Origin of the sequence: Flavobacterium xueshanense, assembly GCF_900112975.1 — a bacterium.
Taxonomy (GTDB): domain Bacteria; phylum Bacteroidota; class Bacteroidia; order Flavobacteriales; family Flavobacteriaceae; genus Flavobacterium; species Flavobacterium xueshanense.
This window is the reverse complement of record NZ_FONQ01000002.1, coordinates 125,047-146,082: the sequence shown is the minus strand read 5'-3', so window position 1 is coordinate 146,082 and position 21,036 is coordinate 125,047. Positions and strand designations below refer to the sequence as shown.

11 protein-coding genes are annotated in these 21,036 nt (G+C 37.1%); 9 read left to right on the top strand and 2 right to left on the bottom strand.

Annotated features, from left to right (window positions below; all coding sequences use genetic code 11):
- Positions 1-93 precede the first annotated feature (93 nt).
- From BMZ76_RS02805 to BMZ76_RS02785, 5 genes are all read left to right on the top strand, one after another.
- Positions 94-1,233, top strand: a complete 1,140-nt coding sequence (locus tag BMZ76_RS02805; RefSeq protein ID WP_091203203.1) for an aminotransferase class I/II-fold pyridoxal phosphate-dependent enzyme — start codon at positions 94-96, stop codon at positions 1,231-1,233.
- Positions 1,234-1,237: 4 nt separating this feature from the next.
- On the top strand, positions 1,238-1,648 hold the full coding sequence (locus BMZ76_RS02800; protein ID WP_091203202.1) for a hypothetical protein: 411 nt from the start codon (positions 1,238-1,240) through the stop codon (positions 1,646-1,648).
- Positions 1,649-2,266, top strand: coding sequence for a dethiobiotin synthase (bioD, locus tag BMZ76_RS02795; protein WP_091203201.1), 618 nt, complete (start codon positions 1,649-1,651; stop codon positions 2,264-2,266).
- A 2-nt stretch (positions 2,267-2,268) separates the two neighbouring features.
- Positions 2,269-3,573, top strand: a complete 1,305-nt coding sequence (gene bioA, locus BMZ76_RS02790) for an adenosylmethionine--8-amino-7-oxononanoate transaminase (protein ID WP_091203200.1) — start codon at positions 2,269-2,271, stop codon at positions 3,571-3,573.
- 314 nt (positions 3,574-3,887) lie between these two features.
- On the top strand, positions 3,888-5,042 hold the full coding sequence (locus BMZ76_RS02785) for a beta-ketoacyl synthase N-terminal-like domain-containing protein (RefSeq protein WP_091203199.1): 1,155 nt from the start codon (positions 3,888-3,890) through the stop codon (positions 5,040-5,042).
- Between the two features lie 171 nt (positions 5,043-5,213).
- Here the strand turns inward: BMZ76_RS02785 and BMZ76_RS02780 are convergent, their stop codons facing one another.
- Positions 5,214-5,711 carry a regulatory protein RecX gene (locus tag BMZ76_RS02780; RefSeq protein WP_091203198.1) on the bottom strand — a complete coding sequence of 166 codons (498 nt, stop codon included), beginning with the start codon at positions 5,709-5,711 and terminating at the stop codon, positions 5,214-5,216.
- 467 nt (positions 5,712-6,178) lie between these two features.
- Between BMZ76_RS02780 and BMZ76_RS02775 the strand changes: the two genes are divergently transcribed.
- The 4 genes from BMZ76_RS02775 (at position 6,179) to BMZ76_RS02760 (ending at position 19,780) form a co-directional block, all read left to right on the top strand.
- Positions 6,179-8,347 carry a beta strand repeat-containing protein gene (locus BMZ76_RS02775; RefSeq protein ID WP_091203197.1) on the top strand — a complete coding sequence of 723 codons (2,169 nt, stop codon included), beginning with the start codon at positions 6,179-6,181 and terminating at the stop codon, positions 8,345-8,347.
- Positions 8,260-10,434, top strand: a complete 2,175-nt coding sequence (locus BMZ76_RS02770) for a T9SS sorting signal type C domain-containing protein (RefSeq protein WP_091203196.1) — start codon at positions 8,260-8,262, stop codon at positions 10,432-10,434. The genes BMZ76_RS02775 and BMZ76_RS02770 overlap by 88 nt, the downstream gene beginning before the upstream one ends.
- Positions 10,435-10,855: 421 nt before the next feature.
- Positions 10,856-15,613, top strand: coding sequence for a T9SS sorting signal type C domain-containing protein (locus tag BMZ76_RS02765; RefSeq protein ID WP_167547405.1), 4,758 nt, complete (start codon positions 10,856-10,858; stop codon positions 15,611-15,613).
- Positions 15,614-15,880: 267 nt separating this feature from the next.
- On the top strand, positions 15,881-19,780 hold the full coding sequence (locus BMZ76_RS02760; RefSeq protein ID WP_091203194.1) for a T9SS sorting signal type C domain-containing protein: 3,900 nt from the start codon (positions 15,881-15,883) through the stop codon (positions 19,778-19,780).
- A gap of 63 nt (positions 19,781-19,843) precedes the next feature.
- On the opposite strand, the gene bioB is transcribed toward BMZ76_RS02760, so the two are convergent.
- Positions 19,844-20,929 carry a biotin synthase BioB gene (gene bioB / locus BMZ76_RS02755; RefSeq protein ID WP_091203193.1) on the bottom strand — a complete coding sequence of 362 codons (1,086 nt, stop codon included), beginning with the start codon at positions 20,927-20,929 and terminating at the stop codon, positions 19,844-19,846.
- Positions 20,930-21,036: the final 107 nt, after the last annotated feature.

The window sequence follows — 21,036 nt, the reverse complement described above, 5'->3', positions numbered from 1 at the left end:
GAAAAAAGCTTAATTCTTTTTAGGTTTGATGAAAAAACAAACAAGTAATTTACAAAATCAATAAACCAAAAAAGTTGCTTATTTTTGCTGACTATGAAACATTTTCCAGAAAATCTATTGGCTAAACTTGAGATTCGAAAGCAGAATAATGCGTTACGAAAATTGCCTTTGTCAAACAAAAAGATAGATTTTTCTTCTAATGATTACCTAGGGTTTTCTCAGTCCCAAATTATTTTCAATGAAACGCACGAGTTTTTAATTAATAATAAAATCATTCAAAACGGAGCAACCGGTTCCAGGTTATTATCCGGAAATCACAAACTGTATCAAGAAACAGAAGATTTTGTAGCTAAGTTCCACCACTCGGAAACGGCGCTGATTTTTAATTCGGGTTATGATGCAAATGTTGGATTCTTTGGCTCGGTTCCACAAAAGGGCGATTTAATTTTATACGATGAATTGTGTCACGCTTCCATTCGGGATGGGATTCAATTATCGAATGCCAAAGCCTATAAATACAACCATAATGATTTTGAAGATTTAGAAAAGTTAATTTTACGGAATCCAGACACCGCTATTTATATTGTCACCGAATCTGTTTTTTCTATGGATGGCGATTGTCCAGATTTGGAAGAATTAGTTTTGCTTTCGGATAAACACCAATGTTATTTAGTGGTTGATGAGGCGCATGCTTTGGGAGTTTTTGGTTCTAATGGCGAAGGATTTGTTCAAATGCTAGGCCTGCAAGATCACGTTTTTGCCCGAATTATGACTTTTGGAAAAGGATTGGGTTGTCATGGAGCAGCGATTTTAGGTTCGGTTACATTGAAGGTTTATTTGGTAAATTTTGCACGAAGTTTTATTTATACCACAGGGCTTTCACCACATTCGGTTGCCACGATACTGGTCGCGTATCAGCATTTAGAAATGGATTCGGCTCCAATTCTAAAAATAAGAGAAAATATTGTTTTTTTTAATCAGCAGAAAAATCTGTTATGTTTAAAACCACTTTTTGTCCGAAGCAAATCGGCAATACAATCGGCCATTATTCCCGGAAATGAAAAAGTCAAAACCCTCGCTGGTCAATTTCAGAAAAAGGGATTTGATGTAAAAGCGATACTTTCTCCGACCGTTCCCGAAGGGCAGGAACGCCTGCGTTTTTGTTTACACAGTTATAATTCGACTGAAGAAATCTCGGAAGTGTTGCGATTGTTGAGTAACTTCGTATATTAGTGCAATGGAAAAATCAATTTTTAAAATAATTGCTACATATCAATATACATCAGAAGCAATAATTTTTAAAGGAAAACTAGAGTCAGAGGGGATTGAAGTTTTTATGCGGGATAACAATACTGTTGATACAAATCCATTGTATAGTAATGCTGTTGGTGGGGTAAAACTTTTTGTAAAAAGCGAAGATTTTTTTATAGCAAATACTATTCTTTCCCAAGTTAGTAAATATTCATTGGATGAAAATAATGAATTTATCGACTGTCCAAAATGCGGTGGCAAACAGATAAATATGGTAACTTCAATAACGGATTTCAAATCATTTTTATCATTTCTTTTTTCGCTTCTTCTGATCATATTGCCTTTTTATTCGAAGTATAATTACAAATGCAACACATGTAAATTTGAATTTAATTAAATGAAACTATTTATAACAGGAATTGGAACCGATGTCGGTAAGACCATTGCATCAGCCATTATAACGGAAGCTTTAGAAGCTGATTATTGGAAACCCATACAAGCCGGCGATTTAGAAAACTCCGATAGCCATAAAGTCAAATCATTTTTGTCTAATAAAAAGACGGTGATTCATCCTAATAGTTATGCTTTGAATACTCCGGCAAGTCCACATTTCGCCGCTGAATTAGATGATGTTACTATTGATTTAAATAAAATCATTGAACCCAAAACAGAAAATAATTTGGTTGTTGAGGGCGCAGGAGGTGTTTTTGTTCCATTAAATGATATAGATTGCGTGATCGATTTAATTCAAAAAGACTATAAAGTAATTGTGGTTTCCCGTCATTATTTGGGTAGTATCAATCATACTTTATTGACCATCGAAGCCTTACAAAACAGAAAAATAGCAGTTGCAGGAATTGTTTTTTCAGGTCATGAAAACAAAGCAACCGAATCGATTATTTTGTCTAAAACCGAAGTTAAATGCATTGGAAGAATAGAACAAGAACCCTATTTTGACCAAAATGTAATTAAAGAATATGCTGATTTATTTCGAGAAAATCTATTGAGTTTATAATTATGAGTAGCACAAACATTCCCCCTTCGGGGGCTAGGGGGCTTGTTGAAAGAGACAGCCAATATCTTTGGCATCCGTATACCCAACATAAAACCGCAGCGTTACCAATTGCCATAAAAAAAGGAAAAGGCGCTTTGCTTTGGGACGAAAATAATAAAGAATACATCGATGCAATCGCTTCGTGGTGGGTGAATCCGTACGGACATTCAAATACATTTATTGCCGATGCGATTTATAAACAACTCACGACATTAGAGCACGTCCTGTTTGGAGGATTTACACATGAACCTGCTATTTTGGTAGCCGAGAAGTTGATGGAAATTTTACCAAAAAACCAACAAAAAATATTCTTTTCCGATAATGGTTCGACTGCTGTTGAGGTTGCAATTAAGGTAGCCTTGCAGTATTTTTTCAATAAAGGAGAAAAGAAAACTACAATAATTGCTTTCGAAAATGCTTTTCATGGTGACACTTTTGCGGCCATGGCGGCAAGTGGAATTTCTTTTTATACGCAAGCTTTTCAAGGGATGTTCATTGATGTGGTTCGGATTCCGGTTCCGGTTAAAGGACAACAACAAGAAAGTTATGATGCGTTACAATTGGTTATAAAAAACCACAGTTGCGCTGGTTTTATATTTGAGCCACTGGTTCAGGGAGCCGCAGGAATGGTGATGTACGAGCAAGAGTCATTAGATGAATTGATGCGAATTTGTCAGGAAAATAATGTGCTGACCATTGCAGACGAAGTGATGACAGGTTTTGGAAAAACCGGAAAAACTTTTGCAACGGATTACTTGGTGGAAAAACCAGATATGATGTGTTTGTCCAAAGCGTTGACCGGAGGAACAATTCCTATGGCGATTACAACTTTTACTCAGGATTTATTCGATGCTTTTTATGACGATGATATTAATAAAGCGTTGTTTCACGGACATACATTTACAGCAAATCCTACAGGTTGTGCGGCGGCTTTGGCCAGTTTAGAATTGTTGCAAACTAATGAAATGCAAGCGAATATTATTAGAGTAAATAAAAGCCACTTGGACTTTCAAGAACTTATAAAAAACCATCCTAAAGTAACTACAACTCGTGTGCTCGGAGTCATTTTTGCATTAGAAATAAAAACGGAAAGTTCCGCCAGTTACTATGGAACTTTGCGCAACAAACTCTATGATTTTTTTATCGAAAACGGAGTAATTCTGCGTCCTGTTGGTAATATTGTATACATTTTGCCTCCATATATTATTACAGACGAGCAATTACTAAAAGTATATCAAGTGGTCGAAAATGCTTTAGAAATAGTTTAATTTTAGGTCAGAGACCTTTCTTCCGAGAGGCAGGTTTGAATGATTCAAAGGATTCTCACAGATTAAAAAAATCGATTTTTATCTGTTAAAATCCGTGTTATCTGCATGCTATTTTTTCACGACGACGCACGCAGAAAATTCATTAAGATTGATTTCTGTTTTTTTAGGCCACAGATTGAACAGATTGAACGGATTGAATGGATTTTCATAGGTCAAAAGAATAAAAATCCGCTTTTTTCATGAGTATCTGTGCTCTCGGTGTACCAATTTAATGAAAAACTTTGCGACCTTTGTGGCTAAATAACAGTACTATTTTGTCTAAAACAATCTCTATAACCGCCATAGCTTCCATTTCACCTTTGGGTGCTGACTCAAAAATAATTTGGGAAAATTATCTCAATGAAAAGCATTGTTTTACGGAACACATTTTAGACCATAAAAAAACTTTCGTTGCTATGTTGCTCGATGATTTAGAGCAAGTTATTGCGGCTTTGCGAGCTTCAGACAGTAAATATAAATCCTTGGACAAATCGGTTTTGTATGCCATGGCAGCTTCACGACAAGCGATGCAAAATGCGGGCTGGACTCGAAATGATGTTTTCGGAATCAATATTGGTTCGTCTCGTGGTGCCACTGATTTATTTGAAAAACATTATCAGGAGTATTTAAAAACTGGAAAAGCACAGACTCTAGCTTCTCCAACGACGACTTTGGGAAATATTTCTTCTTGGGTCGCTCATGATTTGCAAAGTTCGGGCCCTGAAATTTCACATTCCATTACTTGTTCTACTGCTTTACACGCCGTGTTAAACGGAGTGGCTTGGCTTCGAGCAGGAATGGCGGATAAATTTCTGGTCGGTGGCAGTGAAGCGCCTTTGACTGATTTTACGATTGCTCAAATGCGAGCCCTGAAAATTTATTCGAACAGCATAGAAGAATATCCGAATCGAGCATTTGATTTGGAAAAAAAACAAAACACCATGATTCTTGGCGAAGGTGCCGGCATTTGTTGTCTCGAAATTGGAAAAAAAGAAAATGCCTTAGCATACATCGAAGGTATTGGTTACGCTACGGAGATTTTGGAACATAGTATTTCTATTTCTGCCGAGGCGAATTGTTTCCAGAAATCCATGAAAATGGCGTTTCAAAATATCGATTTGTCAGAAGTTGATGCTATTGTGATGCATGCTCCAGGAACCATAAAAGGAGACTTGACGGAATATAAAGCGATACAGAAAGTTTTTGGCGAAAGTCTACCTTTATTAACGACCAATAAATGGAAAATAGGTCACACTTTTGGCGCCTCAGGTATTTTGAGTATGGAACTGGCTATTTTGATGATGCAACACAATAAATTTATAGGAGTTCCTTTTGCGGAAGCACAAATACAAACAAAACCCATAAAAAAAGTACTGATTAATGCCGTTGGTTTTGGTGGAAACGCAGTGAGTGTTCTTTTGAGTTTGTAACTGTTCAATTTATAGGATGCGTACTTTTAAAAAAAGTTAACCAATAATTACTCTAATTTGCACTAATTTTTTAAAAATGGGCAAAGGAATTCGTGGAAATTGTTGTAATTCGTGACGGAAATAATTAAGGTAGTTATTAGTAAAGGGTCGTCATGAATTTTAAAATTGGCACTAATCCGTTACAGCCATGTCATCTGTGGTCGAATTCTCAAGCTCTTTTGCTTTATCGTAAACCAAATTACTCTCGAAGCCTTTGCGCAACAAGTAATCACAGAATTTTTTTCGTTTTTTTAGCACATTTTTTTCGGGAATGGATCCCCAGTTTCTTTCTGCAACGGTGTGAAAAGTCGATAAATATTCGTCAGCATTGATTTCTTTGAGCGCCAAATTGATATTGTACTGTGTGATTTTTCGAAATTTTAATTCGTTTACAATTCTGATTTTCCCCCAAAACTTAATGCGGTGTTTTCCTCTTGCAAAACTGCAGGCAAAGCGACTTTCATTCAGGAAATTATCTTTGATCAGATGCACTAAAATAGTGTCGATTTCATCAGAATTCATTTTCATGCTGCGCAATTTCTGGATCACTTCATCATGACAGCGTTCCTGATAAGCACAGTAATTTTCGATCTTATTTATAGCTTCTTTTATTGAGTAAACGGGATTCATGGGTTGTTTTTTAAAGGTCTGAAATTAACGATTTATTTGCTGAAAATGACACTTATTTTTATCCTAATTTACTGTTAAAAAACAGGAATGGTCGAGGGTGTATAAAATATAATTTTGTTTTTTTAAAATAAATTAATAAATAATCCGTGCAAAACGGTAGTGTAACGGATATAAATGCACTTTACCGACTTAATTGTATTATGGTACAATATTTTTTAATATTTGTATGCCAAAAATCTATTAATTATATAACCTACGTACTACAATTTTAATGAAAAATTACCACCACTTTTCTTTCATGAATATTCAAAACGGGGACAACTACGATTATAGTTTTGTGCCTAAAATCTAAACAGCATTATCCTTTGAAAAATTGACTGATTGTAAGAACAGTTTAACGGATTTAATGATGATTACGGATTTTCCAAAATGATTTTGGGTTTAGATAATATTTCAAAATAAAAAATATGAATAAAAATTACCCCACGTTAAAAAATTTAGTACCCCTATTTTTCTTATTATTTTCTGTTGCTGCTTTTTCGCAAAATCCAACAATATATACAACACCTGGAACTTTTACTTTTACCGTACCGGTCGGTGTGACTACTATTAAAGTTGAAGCATGGGGTGGCGGAGCAGCTGGTAAGTCTGCGTCAGGTGGTGGTGGTGGTGGTGGCGCCTTTGCTGGTATAAATGCAATTACGGTGGTGCCCTTAACAACATACACTATTACCGTAGGGCAAGGAGGGGCGGCAACTGGTGGAAATGGGCAAGCTTCAAGTTTTGGTACGTTGGTAGTTGCCGCTGGAGCAATAGGCACAAATGGTGGAACAGTTGCAGCAAGTACAGGAACAATTAGATATGCAGGAGGCAACGGAGGCACTAGTAGTGGTAACGCAGGTGCTGGAGGTGGTGGGTCAGCCGGGGCTGGAGGAGCGGGCGGCGTTGGTGGTAACACTTCTGATAATAATGGTGGAAAAGCTGGCGGTGCAGGTTTTTCGGGCTTTGGTACTGCTGGTGCATCTGGAGGTGTTGGAGGAAATAATAATAGCGCTGGTTTTTCTGGAACTTTTCCCGGAGGCGGTGGTGGTGAAGGGGGGAACGGCCGAACAAACGGAAGAGGAGGAAATGGACAGGTTATAATTTCATGGATCACGGTTTCAGCCGCGTCTAATCCAACAACAGTATGTTTTGGAGCAAACGTTAACTTAACGGCTTCGGCGACACCCTTAAATCCAAGGGGAGTATTGCTAGCGGAAGGCTTTAATGATACTACTAATAATTGGACAACCAGCAACCCCTCAACAGGAGGAACCCTTGGGAATGCAGCATGGACATTGAGGCCTAATAATCATACAATAATTATTAATAAAAACCCAGCTTGGAATTACCTTTTTAGATTCAATTCAAATGATGCCAGTCAATTCTATCTTTCAGATAGCGATTCGCAAGGACCAGGAGGAACTACCCAAACGATACTAACATCTCCGGTGATTAGTACTTTGGGATATAGTTCGCTGTCGTTGGAATTTTATCATTACTATCAAGAGTATACTGGTTCTATCGCTAAAGTGGAAGTTACAACAAATAATGGAATGACTTGGACCACTATACAATCCTATACAACAACACAAGGTAGTTTTAGTGCTTTTGCCAATACTACAATCAATCTTGGCGCCTATTTGGGGGTTCCTTCGCTTCAAATTCGTTTTAATTACCAAGCCTCTTATGGTTATTGGTGGGCTATTGATAATGTTACTGTATCAGGAACGCGTACAAGCTATGATTATAGCTGGACTGCTTCGCCTTCAGGAACTTCAGGGCTCCCGGCCGGTGCAGGAACCCCGTCAACAACAAATACTGGAATAACGGCGAATCCAACAGCCACCACTATTTATACAGTTACCGCTTCTGCTTCTACTGGGGATGGTCTAATTGGGCAAAGTAGCAAAACAGTAACGGTAAATGCTGCATCCACTATTGTTTTGACGAGCGGTACTCAAAGTCCAACAGTTTGTTCGGGAACTGCAATAACAAATACGGTTTATACTTTTGGAGGAAGCGCAACGAGTGCTTCTGTTACCGGTTTGCCAGCAGGATTAACTTCAGTAGTGAGTGGAAGTACAATAACTATTAGTGGTACTCCAACAGCCAGTGGCACTTATACCATTACAACAACAGGAAATACGGCGCCATGTACATCAGCTACAGTAAGTGGTATAGTAACCAGGAATGCTGCATCGACCATTGTTTTGACTAGCGGTACTCAAAATCCAACAGTTTGTTCGGGAACTGCAATAACAAATACGGTTTACACTTTTGGAGGAAGCGCAACGAGTGCTTCTGTTAGTGGTTTACCAACAGGATTAACTTCAGTAGTGAGTGGAAGTACAATAACTATTAGTGGTATTCCAACAGCTAGTGGCACTTATATCATTACAACAACAGGACATACGGCGCCATGTACGGCGGCTACAATAAGTGGCACAGTAACCAGGAATGCTGCATCGACTATTGTTTTGACTAGCGGTACACAAAATCCCACAGTTTGTTCGGGAACCGCAATAACAATACGGTTTATACTTTTGGAGGAAGCGCAACAAGTGCTTCTGTTAGTGGTTTACCAACAGGATTAACTTCAGTAGTGAGTGGAAGTACAATAACTATTAGTGGTATTCCAACAGCTAGTGGCACTTATACCATAACGACAACAGGACATTCGGCGCCATGTACGGCGGCTACAATAAGTGGTGCTGTAACAGTAAACACAACCGCGGCTCCTACCATTGGCGCTATAACTCCACTCACTTGTGCTATTCCTGCGGGTAGTGTTGTATTGAGCGGTTTAACAATTTCAGGAACCTTGAAGCAAACAGGATTTATAACTAAATCTTATCCAATCACGGCTACAACAATGACAATATCTGATTTAGCAGCGGGTGATTATTATTTCGCAGTGAATAATGGGACCTGTGAATCTTTGATTTCACCTGTTGTTACAATAGTAGATAAATCTTCAACCACATGGAACGGTAGTGGTTGGTCAAATGGTGAACCAAGCATTAATTCAAGGATTATTTTTGCGGGAAATTATAATTCCACAAAAGATGTGATTGGTTGTGACTGTACTGTTAATAGTGGAGCAAACGTTGTGTTCAAAAATATAAATCCTACTTTGGGGCATACTTTGACTGTAACAAATGATGTTAAAGTTTTAGGGTCTGGTGAATTGACTTTTGAAAATAATGCAAGTCTAGTTCAAACAGAAAATAGTATAACAAATACAAATTCAGGGAAAATCACCTATCAACGGCTAACCTCACCCTACAAACCATTTGATTATATCTATTGGTCTTCTCCCGTTATAGGTCAGATATTAAGAGATGTTTCTCCACTAACTCCCTTAAATAAATTTTATTCTTTTGATGTTGCCACGTATGATTGGAAGCAGGAAAATCCAAATTCACCTATGACGAATGGAGTTGGTTATATAATACGAGGGGCTGATTATGTATTACCCAAGCCACCAGGACTTCATCAGGCGTCTTTCTTTGGAATTCCAAATAACGGTTTAATTACTGTTCCAATACCTTCTACAGCTGTAAATTCAGAGTCGTCAGCGCTCTTGGGTAACCCTTATCCATCAGCATTAGATGCCAATGCGTTTTTAAGGGGTAATAGTTCGATATTAGAAGGAACGTTATATTTTTGGACTCACAATACTGCAATTCAGAATGTGGGAAATATTACAAATGGTTCCCAAGGCTCGGGAGCTTTAGCTTATACCTCTGATGACTATGCTACTTATAATTTGACTGGAGGAGTTACAGTAGTTTCTACAGGAAACATTGTGGCAGGAATTGCTCAAACTGGAAATAAACCATCAGGAAAAATTGCCTCAGGCCAATCTTTTTTTGCAGGGATTAATTCAGTTGCTGGTACAGTAAAATTTGAAAACAGTATGCGAGTAGGTGTTGGTAGTCTAACAGGAGATAACACTCAGTTTTTTAGAACAGCAAGCGGAAAATCTGATGTAACAACTGCTCACGAAAATCACCGAGTATGGTTGAATCTTACTAATACGCAAGGTGCTTTCAAACAACTTTTAGTCGGTTATATTACAGGAGCTACAAATGCAGATGATCCGTTTTTTGATGGAGTAAGTTTTAATGGAAATGAGTTTATTGATTTTTACAGTATCACTGATGATGAAACGCTGACCATTCAAGGAAGAGCGTTGCCATTTGAAGAAAATGATGTTGTAGCATTGGGATACAGTTCTGCAATTGAAGGTAGTTTCACTATCAGTATTGACGAGGTAGATGGATTATTCACGTCTCAAAACATTTACTTGGAAGATAAACTAAACAGTAGTATTCATGATCTTAATAAATCGGGGTATACTTTTCGAACTTCTATAGGAACTTTTGATGATCGTTTTGTACTGCGTTATACAGATAAAACTTTAGGAACTGGAGATTTTGATACTACTAATGTACAGGTTTTAGTATCCGTGAAAAACAAGCAGATTAAGATTAATTCATCAGTAGAATCTATCGATAAAGTTCTGATTTATGATATGCTTGGTAAGCAAATATTTAGAAAGATAAACGTTGGTACTAATGAATTAGTAATTCCTAATTTAGGATCTAGCGAACAGGTTTTGATTGTAAAAACACTGTTGCAAAACGGTCAAACGGTCACTACAAAATTGATTTATTAAAATCGCATTATTGCGGTAGATTACAGGCCCATTTTATTAAATCAAAATGGGCTTTTTTTGTCAATTTCTTTAAATATTCGTCATGTGAATAGTTGTGTGTATTTTTTATTTAAAAAAAGATGCTTTTAAACGAATAAAATTGCTGTTTAACGGTTTAATTTTGATTTTATAATAATTTTATGTGTTTTTGTTAAATTAAACCTTTGTTAAATGCCGATTTGCGCAGCAGGTTTCAATTTAAATTCCAAAACAAATTATGATTAAGAGATTATTTCCTCATTTTTCTTTTTTTTTGATAAAAAATCTAATTTCTTTCCAAGATAAAAATCTCTTAAATAATATTTTTCATAGGCATAGTTCAACCGATACTTCACAATCATTAAGTCCTTTATTTCCATCTAAAATCATCAGCGATAACATCTTGAAGCTCGCAGTTGTTTGTGTGTTGTTTTTTACTTTTTCAGTCGTCAACGCTGCTACAAGAACGAGTACTGCTGCCGGAGGAACATGGGCAACTGGTTCTACTTGGGTTGGAGGTGTGGCACCAATACCAGGGGATGATGTTATTATTGCAACAACCGGAGCAAATTCAGTTACAGTAGGAACAAGTACCAGTATTATAAATGTCACTATTAATGCAGGGGCAACTTTAAATATAGCCAATAGAACACTCACTACCACTGGATTTTTTGTGAACAACGGAACGCTGACGGGAACAACAGGAATTATTGCGCTCACTGGTAATTTTACAAGTTCAGGTAATTTTACGCTGACTACTGGTCGCTTAACCATTGCAACTGGAAATTTCAATAACTCTGGAAATTTTACATTGTCAGGAGCGGGAAGACTAATGTTAGGAGGAAATTACAGCACTTCTGGGTCTGTTACACTGTCGAGTTCAGAAGTTCAATTCACGGGAACCGCAAACCAAACCATACAAGGATTTACCACAACAGGAACAGTTACTACGCTCAAAACGGGTGGAGTAGTGACATTAATAGGCAATGTAAGTGGAGCTGGATTAACTGTCAATGGTTCGGGAGGAACATTACATCTTGGTGTTGGATTGACGCATACTTTTTCAGGAATATGGACAAGATCTGCGGGAACCGGTATATTGAATTGCGGGTCTAGTCTTGTAAAAATTGGGGGAAGTGTTTCAGGAACAGGAGGTGCATTCATAGCAGGAACAGGAACGGTCGATTATTATAGATTAGGTAATCAAACAAATGCAGTTGTTGCTTACAACAATCTAATACTATCAGGTACAGGTATAAAAACATTTGCAACGACCCCAACAGTAAATGGAAAACTTACACTAGCAGGAACAGCAACTGTTGTAGTGTCGTCAGGAGTTGTTACTTACGGTTCAAATGCAACATTAGAATACAACACTACAAATGCAAGAACGGTTACATCTGAAGAATGGATAACTCCATTCACCGCTTCTGGAGGAGTTATTATTAATGGCAGTTTATTAATTACTTTAAATTTAGCTAAAACGTTCAACAATTTAGTTCCTTTAACGGTAAATAGTGGCGGAAAGTTAGATTTGTCTACTGTTTTGTTGACTCTAAATGGAGATCTTATCAATAATGGCGGGAGTGTAACGGGAACTACAGGCGGTGTTGCGATAGCTGGGACAGCAAATCAAAGCATTGGAGCTTTTTCAACGACAGGAACAATATCTATGTTAAAAACTGCAGGTACAGCAACTTATACAGGTGCTGTCAGCGGAGGTGCATTAACAATTAATGGAACTGGGGGAACTTTAAATCTAGGTTCAGGATTGATACATAGTTTAACAGGTATTGTAACTTTAACAAACGGAATATTAAATGGTGGTTCAAGCAGTCTTAACGTTAATGCAAATAGTGTTACAGCTTGGAATGGTACAGGAACTAATTTTATAGCAGGAAATGGAACCGTAAACTTTAGCGGAATTGCACAGACATTGGCAGCAGCATCGACATTCAACAACTTGATATTTTCAAATTCCGGGTTAAAAACGCTAAATGGTATTCCTACAATAAATGGGTTTCTTTCAATGGAAGGAACAGCAACGGTTTCAGCAGTTCCAAATTATGGTTCTGCGGCTAAGCTTCAATACAATAGAACTGTGTCTCAGGTTTCTGGTTTAGAGTGGAGAACACCATTTGCAGCAACTGGTGGAGTTACGGTAATGAATACAGGAATAATCACGGTAAACGGGATTAAAACTTTTGGAGCTTCTTCGCCTCTTACTATTGCTAGTGGAGCAACTTTAGATAACGGAGGTTTTGTAATTTCGGGAGGATCAACATTATCGGTTCTTACTGACGGGTTATTAAAACTTACTGCTACAAGTGCCTTTCCTTCATTTACAAATACAGCTCTGAATGCGATAAGTAAAGTGGAGTACAGTGGAGATGTTCAGACGGTTGCAACACAGGTCTACGGGAACTTGATTCTTAGTGGTGCAGGGAATAAAACCTTTCCTGCTGCAACAATTATAGCAGGGGATTTAAAAATTACCGGATCAGCGGTCGCATTATTTTTAACTGGTTTCTCTTCTTCGCAAACCTTAACATTTGGAATTACAACACAAAGTATCGGCTCATGGGGAGGTACTGGTTCAGCAGCAACAAACAGGGATGTGATTCGGTTTGGTTCTACCACAACAGGTATTTTGAATGTAAAGCTTTCATGTGCAGAAGGAACATGGTTAGGTAGTTTGAGTTCTAATTGGAATACAGCAGAAAATTGGTGTGGTGGAATATTACCATCTGCCACTACTGATGTTGTAATACCAGTTGCAGCAACAAATCAACCCACTTTGGGTACAAATACGAGTGTGCGAAATATAACTATTTCTAATGGTGCGGTTTTAATTATTTCAGGATTAAGTACCTTAAATGTAAGTGGGAACTGGACTAATAATGGAACTTTTATACCTGATATTAGTACGGTAAATTTTAATGGATCTTTGCCTCAAATAGTCGAAGGCACAACAGCTTCTACTTTTTATAATTTCACGAACTTGAATATACTTTCATCCGTTACAGCAGCAAAAGGAATTACAGTAAACAATATATTGAATATTACCAATCCGTCATCAGTGCTTGATATGGCTACTTTTGTATTAATTGGAGGAGATACTTTTTCAAATGCGGGTAATGGACAAATTATAACATCTAATAGTGCAGCTACTCCAATTCCTACAGGTAAAACTTGGACCTGCAAAGTGATTTATAATAATTCAGCGGGTGGTCAAACTATCGTTGGTGGGACTTATAACGGAACACCTTCTCTTGAATTGAAAAACATTTCAGGAAATCAAACCGCATCTGGCAATATTAGTACGGGTGATAAATTGAATATTGCGGTTGGTGGCACACCTTCATTTGATATGAATGGTTTTAACTTAACATCCAACACATTAAATATTTCAATAGTTGGTGCCATACTGGATATGAAAAACGGTAATTTATCGTATAATATTTTAGATTCCATGGACGGTACAATCCGTTTTTCAGGTGCTTCTAATGGGTTATCATTCCCTTCAGGTACTGTTGATTATTACGGTGTAGGACAAACGGTAGCTGGAGGAAATTATTACAATATTCTTTTTTCCGGTATTGGAGGGAGTTATACTATCGCTAATAATATTGATGTTGCTAACACATTTAATGTTACTAAGGGAGATGTATCTGTTAATGATTCTGTTTCTTTAAACCTTAATAGTGCAGTAACAGTGTTTTCTCCTGGAACACTGACTTTACAAAATAATTCAAGTTTAGTCCAAACTAATTTTACAGGAAATAATGTTGGGAACATTATAGTAAGAAGAAATACAACTCCAATTGTTTTAGATGATTTCACCTATTGGTCTTCACCAACAAATGGAACACAAACATTACTTGATTTTTCGCCAAACACTCAGAGCGACAAGTATTTTATTTACAATAATGATTGGGCTAATGTAAATGCATTCATAACCGTTTTTGCTCCCGGAATAGGATATGCCATCCGAGCAGAAGGAACATTGATTCCGCCTGGCATGCCTGCTGTTGATGATTCTTTAAAGTTTATTGGAGTACCTAACAATGGTACAATTGAAATTCCGTTGACGGTCAGAACATCAGATGGTGTAGGGGAGCGATTGATAGGAAATCCATATCCTTCTGCTATAGATGCGGATGCTTTTATCAATGCCAACCTTTTGGGAACGGGGACAATCAACCAAACCATTACAGGAACTTTATATTTTTGGACACACAATCACACTTTGTCAGGCAATGATTATTTAGCTTCGGACTATGCCACTTATAATTTATTTGGAGCTGTTGGTGTAAGTTCGGGAACAGGAAATTTAACTAATCCAAATCAGTATATTGCATCTGGTCAAGGATTTTTTGTTGAGAATGATTTTGTAGGCAACGTTACCTTTGACAACAGCATGCGAGTTATTTCAAACAATACTAACTTCTACAGACAGAAGAAAACCAAAAACACACAAGAAGACAGGCATAGAATTTGGCTGAAATTACAAAAAGGGACAGGTGATTTGACCGGAACATTAGTGGGTTATGGTTCGAATTCGACCAATGATTTTGACCCTGGATATGATAGTTATGTGTATGATGAGAACCAAACTTTTTCGCTATATAGTTTTATTGGAACAGCAAAGATGGCGATTCAAAGTAAAGCTTTGCCGTTTGTAGATACCGACGTAATTCCTATTGGTTACAGTATAAATGTTGCCGGAAATGCAATAATCAGCATCGATAAAGTGGATGGATTATTTTCAGACAATCAAAACATTTATTTAAAAGATAAAGTATTAAATGTATTTCACAATTTAAAAGAAGACCCATACAGTTTCAGTTCTGAAAAAGGTACTTTTAATGAGCGTTTTGAACTGCGTTTTACGGATAAAACTCTGGCGTCAGCTGATTTTGAATTAAACGACAGCAGTATTCTTATTGCTAAAGATAAAAATGAATTAAAGATAAAATCAGAAATTGAAACTATAAATAGAATTACTATTTTTGATTTACTGGGAAGAAAAGTATTTGACAAAGTTGCAGTGAATTCTAATGAGTTCCAAACGTCTACTATTAAACTTAGCAATCAAGTGGTCGTGGTGAAATTGACGTTAGCTAATGGAAAGGTAATTTCTAAAAAAGTTGTTTATTAAAAATTGATATTTCATTTTCCAGTCATATTGGAAGTCCCATTCTGCTTGTTCAGAATGGGATTTTTTTTTGACTTTAAATAAAAAAGTACTCCTATTGATGTTTAAATTTTCAGATGTAAATATCACTAAATGTGGGTATTGCGATAAAGAAAGTTTGTGTCTACATTTATAAAAGTTATCTCGACTGTTTCTTATGAAATGAGTTTTAACAAAAAAATAGATCACATTTAAATCATTCAATATGGAAAAAAATTATTTATTACAGTTATGAATTTCCGCAGTGTTCAGGCAAACGGAAGCAGTTTAATTTTAAATATAGTAGCAAGATACTTCACTATTTTTTTCATCTTTCTTTTTAGCAACGTAGCTTTTTCACAACAGGGTAAGTCAGATGTAACATTCAATACCTATGATGACGGTTTGCTGGGCGACGGTTTTGATGGAACAGTCAGAACAGTCGCTTTGCAAACGGATGGAAAATTGATTGTTGGAGGTGAGTTTTTAAATTTTAATGGTACGGCAACTCCATTCTTATGCCGACTGTTATCAGACGGCTTCAAAGATCTTTCGTTCAATTTAGGTTCCGGAATCAATGGCAAAGTATATTGTTCCCTAATACAACCGGATGGGAAGATTATTTTAGGCGGTTCTTTTACAAATTTCAATGGTGCAAATGTTGGAAAACTAATCCGTCTGAATGTGGATGGTTCGAGAGATTTTACGTTCAATTCTTCACTGGGAACTACAACTAACACTATTTATGCATTTGATTTACAATCAGATGGTAGCATTATTATTGGAGGTAGTTTCACGAATTACAATGGCATTGCATCACCCAGGATAGCACGTGTTTTACCCAATGGAAGTTTAGACACATCATTCGCAGTTGGGTTGGGTGCAAGTTCACTTGTTGAGGAAGTTCATATTCAACATGACGGGAAGATCATTCTGGGAGGATCATTTCTTTCATTTAATAACATTCCGTGCGGCAAAATAATTCGATTGAATACCGATGGTACTGTTGATACTACTTTTGTGCAAGGAACAGGTTTTAATGGTGATATATCTGCTCTTACAACGCAGTCTGATGGTAAAATTTTAGTGGGTGGAGCTTTTTTAGAATTCAATGGTGTTGGCGCCAGTAGAATAATTCGGTTGAATCCTGATGGGAGTATTGACAGCTCCTTTATTTTCGGATCAGGATTTAGTAATGGCGTGGTTGAATTTATAAAAGTAAATGCTGCCGGCTCTATTATGGTTGGGGGTTCGTTTACGGGAAATTATAATGGAACTGATGTTAATAGAGTAATTTTTTTGGATAGTTCTGGAGTGATAAATCCAGGATTTGATATCGGTTCTGGACCGCATAATGGTACAGTGAATACGCTTACAGAGGATTTAGCGAACTCTTGGTATGTTGGCGGGTCATTTACTGTTTTCGATTCCCAGATTCATGGACGGCTGGCTAAAATAGATGGTTCTGGCACTTTAGATTTTGGATATCTTACTGCTGGGGTCGGTTTTGATAGTTCTGTTTTTAAAGTAATCGCTTTAGCGGATAACAAAACGATGGCTTTCGGAAATTTCACCACATTCAACGGAACGATATGCAATAGAATTACGCGGTTATCTGAAGACGGTACGATTGATTCTTCTTTTAATAATTCTGGTACCGGAGCAAATAACACTATTAAAACCGCAGTTGTACAAACGGATGGGAAAGTTGTTTTTGCAGGTGTTTTTACAAATTACAATGGGATCGTTAAAAACAGAATTGCGAGAATTCTGGTAAATGGAGAAATTGATGCGACTTTCTCTATTACAGCGGGCTTCAATAATCAAGTATATGCCTTGGTATTACAGCCAGATGGAAAAATAATTGTCGCCGGGAATTTCACAAGTTACAATGGAGTTTTGATGAACAGAATAGTAAGGTTATTACCTGATGGAACTTTGGATTCTAGTTTTACAATTGGTTCTGGAGCCGATGCTATCGTAGACAGTATTTTGTTACAACCAGACGGAAAGATCGTTTTGGGTGGCCAGTTTTCTTTTTTTAATGGGATTTCGTATAATCGGATGGTTCGTTTGAATACAGATGGAAGTATAGATACGGGTTTTTTCATTGGAGTCGGTTTTGACAAAAATGTGTATTCAGTCGCATTACAGTCAGACAATAAACTGATTGTTGGCGGGACATTTACAAGTTATAAAGGCATTTCCGCAAAAAGACTTTTGAGATTGAACAGCGATGGGAGTTCAGATACCTCTTTTGCAACGGGTTTGGGCTTTAGCAATGGTGAAATTAGAGCTGTATTAATCCAACCCGATGATCGATTATTAATTGGTGGAACGTTTTCTGGAACTTACAACGGAACAGCTGTAAAGCGCATGGTTCGCCTGCTTGCAAGCGGAGTTTATGACACTACATTTTCAGTGAATTTAAATAATACGCTGTACAGTATTTGTTTTACTCCAGATAATAAAGTGCTTATCGGTGGTAATTTCAATTCTGTTTCGGGTGTAACAAAACATCGTGTGGCTCGGATTAAGCTTTGTACAAATAGCTCTAATTGGAATGGGATTTCTTGGAGTAATGGAATTCCGTCAGCTGAAAAAACACTTTTTTTTAACGAAAATTATACCGCATCAGTAACTGTAAATTCCTGTTCATGTACAATCAGTTCTGGAAAAACAGTTACAATTCCAGACGGAAATACTTTAGGTTTGGTTTTCGATTATTCTGGTTCAGGCACATTGATTTTAGAAAATAATGCAGCATTGTATCAATCCGAAGATAAAGTAAGTAACTCCGGAATTATTCGATTGAAAAGAAAAACAACGCCTATTCTGATAACAGATTATACCTATTGGTCATCGCCAGTTTCAAGTCAAAAATTGATTGATGTTTCTCCTGATACGCCTTCAGATAAGTTTTATTCTTTTGATGCCTTTAAAGATTCTTGGGCTAATGAGATTGCAACAAATGTAATGACTGTTGGCAAAGGCTACATTATTCGCGGGCCACAAACTTTTTCTGAAACTGTTGGCGCACGCCACGAAGCTGTTTTTATTGGAGTGCCAAATAATGGCGAAGTATCAATTCCCATTAGTATATCGGACACATCAAATCTAATTGGGAATCCGTATCCTTCAGCGATAAACGCAGATTTGTTTATTAATAGGAACAAAGAAATTATGGACGGGACTATCTATCTTTGGACACACAATACTGCAATCACTAAAAATGTTTATACTTCAGATGATTATGCGGTTTATAACTTATTGGGAGGAGTAGGTACGAGCGCTGCCACAAATTCGGGAGTTAATAATACAATTCCTGATGGTAAAATAGCCTCTGGGCAATCCTTTTTTGTGACCAGTATTAATGGTGGAGGACCAGCCGTTTTTAACAACAGTATGCGCGTAGTTGGGCAGAATGGAAGCTTTTTTAAATCAAGTTCACCTAAAAAGTTGAAATCGAATGAGATTGAAAAACATCGTATTTGGTTGAATTTGAGTAATGCGAAAGGTGCTTTCAAACAAATATTGGTAGGATATGCAACGGGAGCCACTAATGATTTTGACAGTTCATTTGACGGCGAGAGTTTTGATGGAAACCAATATTTAGACTTTTATAGCATCAATCAGGATAAGAATTTAGTCATTCAAGGAAGAGCGTTGCCATTTGAAGAAACAGATGAAATTAGATTGGGTTTCAGAAGTACACTTGAAGGAACTTTTAGAATTAAAATTGATCAGACAGATGGATTGTTAGCCAATAAAAATGTTTTTATTGAGGATAAATTAAACAATAGCACTGTTGATATAACAAACGAAAGCTTTGCTTTTACTACAGCGGCGGGAACATTTGATAATCGCTTTGTATTGCGTTACACAGACAAAACCTTGACTTTAGATGAATTCGCAAAAGATAATAAATCCGTTTTAGTATCGAGTAAAAACAAACAGTTGCTAATAAACTCAACCAAAGAATTGATAGATGAGGTTACAATATACAATTTGGCAGGAAGAAAAATATATCAAAAAAGGGAAATAAATGCTGGTGATTTTTCGGTGTTGAATTTGCTTGCTGGGCATCAAATTGTATTGGTGAAAATAGTTTTGCAGGGTGGTTATTCAGTTACCAAGAAAGTGCTACATTGAAATAAACTAAAAAAAAACCATCTTGCGAGACAAGATGGTTTAAATATTCATTTAAAATAAAGTTTATTTTTCTTTACCTGATGCTTCAAGATTTCGCTCGATAGTATGTCCTGGTCTTGACCATTTTGGTTTTTCACCTAATGGCGCAAATTGAGAATCTTGCGCCTCAACAGTTTGCGGTTGAGAAACTTTTGTGAATGGTTTTTGTGGATTCAGCCCTAACATTTCAAACATTTTCATGTCTTCATTTACATCTGGATTTGGAGTCGTCAATAACTTATCTCCCGCAAAAATGGAATTGGCACCAGCAAAAAAGCACATGGCTTGACCTTCGCGGCTCATGTTCATTCTTCCTGCGGAAAGACGAACTTGGGTTTCGGGCATGATGATTCTGGTTGTTGCTACCATTCGGATCATCTCCCATATTTCAACTGGTTTTTCTTCTTCCATCGGAGTTCCTTCTACGGCAACCAACGCATTTATAGGCACTGATTCCGGTTGCGGATTTAAAGTAGAAAGAGCTACAAGCATTCCGGCTCGGTCTTCAATACTTTCTCCCATCCCGATTATTCCGCCGCTACAAACGGTAACATTTGTTTTACGAACATTTTCTATGGTTTGCAAACGGTCTTCAAATCCACGGGTCGAGATTACTTCTTTATAATATTCTTCAGAGGTATCTAAATTGTGATTGTAGGCATATAAACCAGCTTCCGCCAATCGATGTGCTTGATTTTCAGTAATCATTCCAAGGGTACAGCACACTTCCATGTCCAGTTTGTTTATGGTACGCACCATTTCAAGAACTTGGTCAAATTCAGGACCATCTTTTACATTTCTCCAAGCCGCTCCCATACATACACGAGACGATCCGCTGGATTTTGCACGTAAAGCTTGCGCTTTTACTTGACTAACAGACATTAAATCATTGCCTTCAATTTCAGTATGATATCGTGCAGCTTGCGGGCAATAGCCGCAATCTTCTGGACACCCACCTGTTTTTATAGAGAGTAAAGTTGAAACCTGAACCACGTTAGGATCGTGATGTTCCCTATGAATAGAAGCTGCTTCATAAAGCAAGTCCATCATGGGTTTGTTATATATTGCGATAATTTCGTCTTTGGTCCAATTGTGTTTTGTAATGCTCATCGATACTGGTTTTTGATGCTTCAAAAGTAGTTAAATTGTTCTAAAGAACCAATGCAATAGTATTGAAAAGCCTGATGTAAAATTTTTAATGACTAAAGTTATGCAAT

Excerpts from the sequence above, each read along its gene's own strand:
- BMZ76_RS02800 (WP_091203202.1), top strand. The coding sequence starts at position 1,238 with ATGGAAAAATCAATTTTTAAAATAATTGCTACATATCAATATACATCA.
- BMZ76_RS02805 (WP_091203203.1), top strand. The coding sequence starts at position 94 with ATGAAACATTTTCCAGAAAATCTATTGGCTAAACTTGAGATTCGAAAG.
- BMZ76_RS02760 (WP_091203194.1), top strand. The coding sequence starts at position 15,881 with ATGAATTTCCGCAGTGTTCAGGCAAACGGAAGCAGTTTAATTTTAAAT.
- bioA (WP_091203200.1), top strand. The coding sequence starts at position 2,269 with ATGAGTAGCACAAACATTCCCCCTTCGGGGGCTAGGGGGCTTGTTGAA.
- BMZ76_RS02780 (WP_091203198.1), bottom strand. The coding sequence starts at position 5,711 with ATGAATCCCGTTTACTCAATAAAAGAAGCTATAAATAAGATCGAAAAT.
- bioD (WP_091203201.1), top strand. The coding sequence starts at position 1,649 with ATGAAACTATTTATAACAGGAATTGGAACCGATGTCGGTAAGACCATT.
- bioB (WP_091203193.1), bottom strand. The coding sequence starts at position 20,929 with ATGAGCATTACAAAACACAATTGGACCAAAGACGAAATTATCGCAATA.
- BMZ76_RS02775 (WP_091203197.1), top strand. The coding sequence starts at position 6,179 with ATGAATAAAAATTACCCCACGTTAAAAAATTTAGTACCCCTATTTTTC.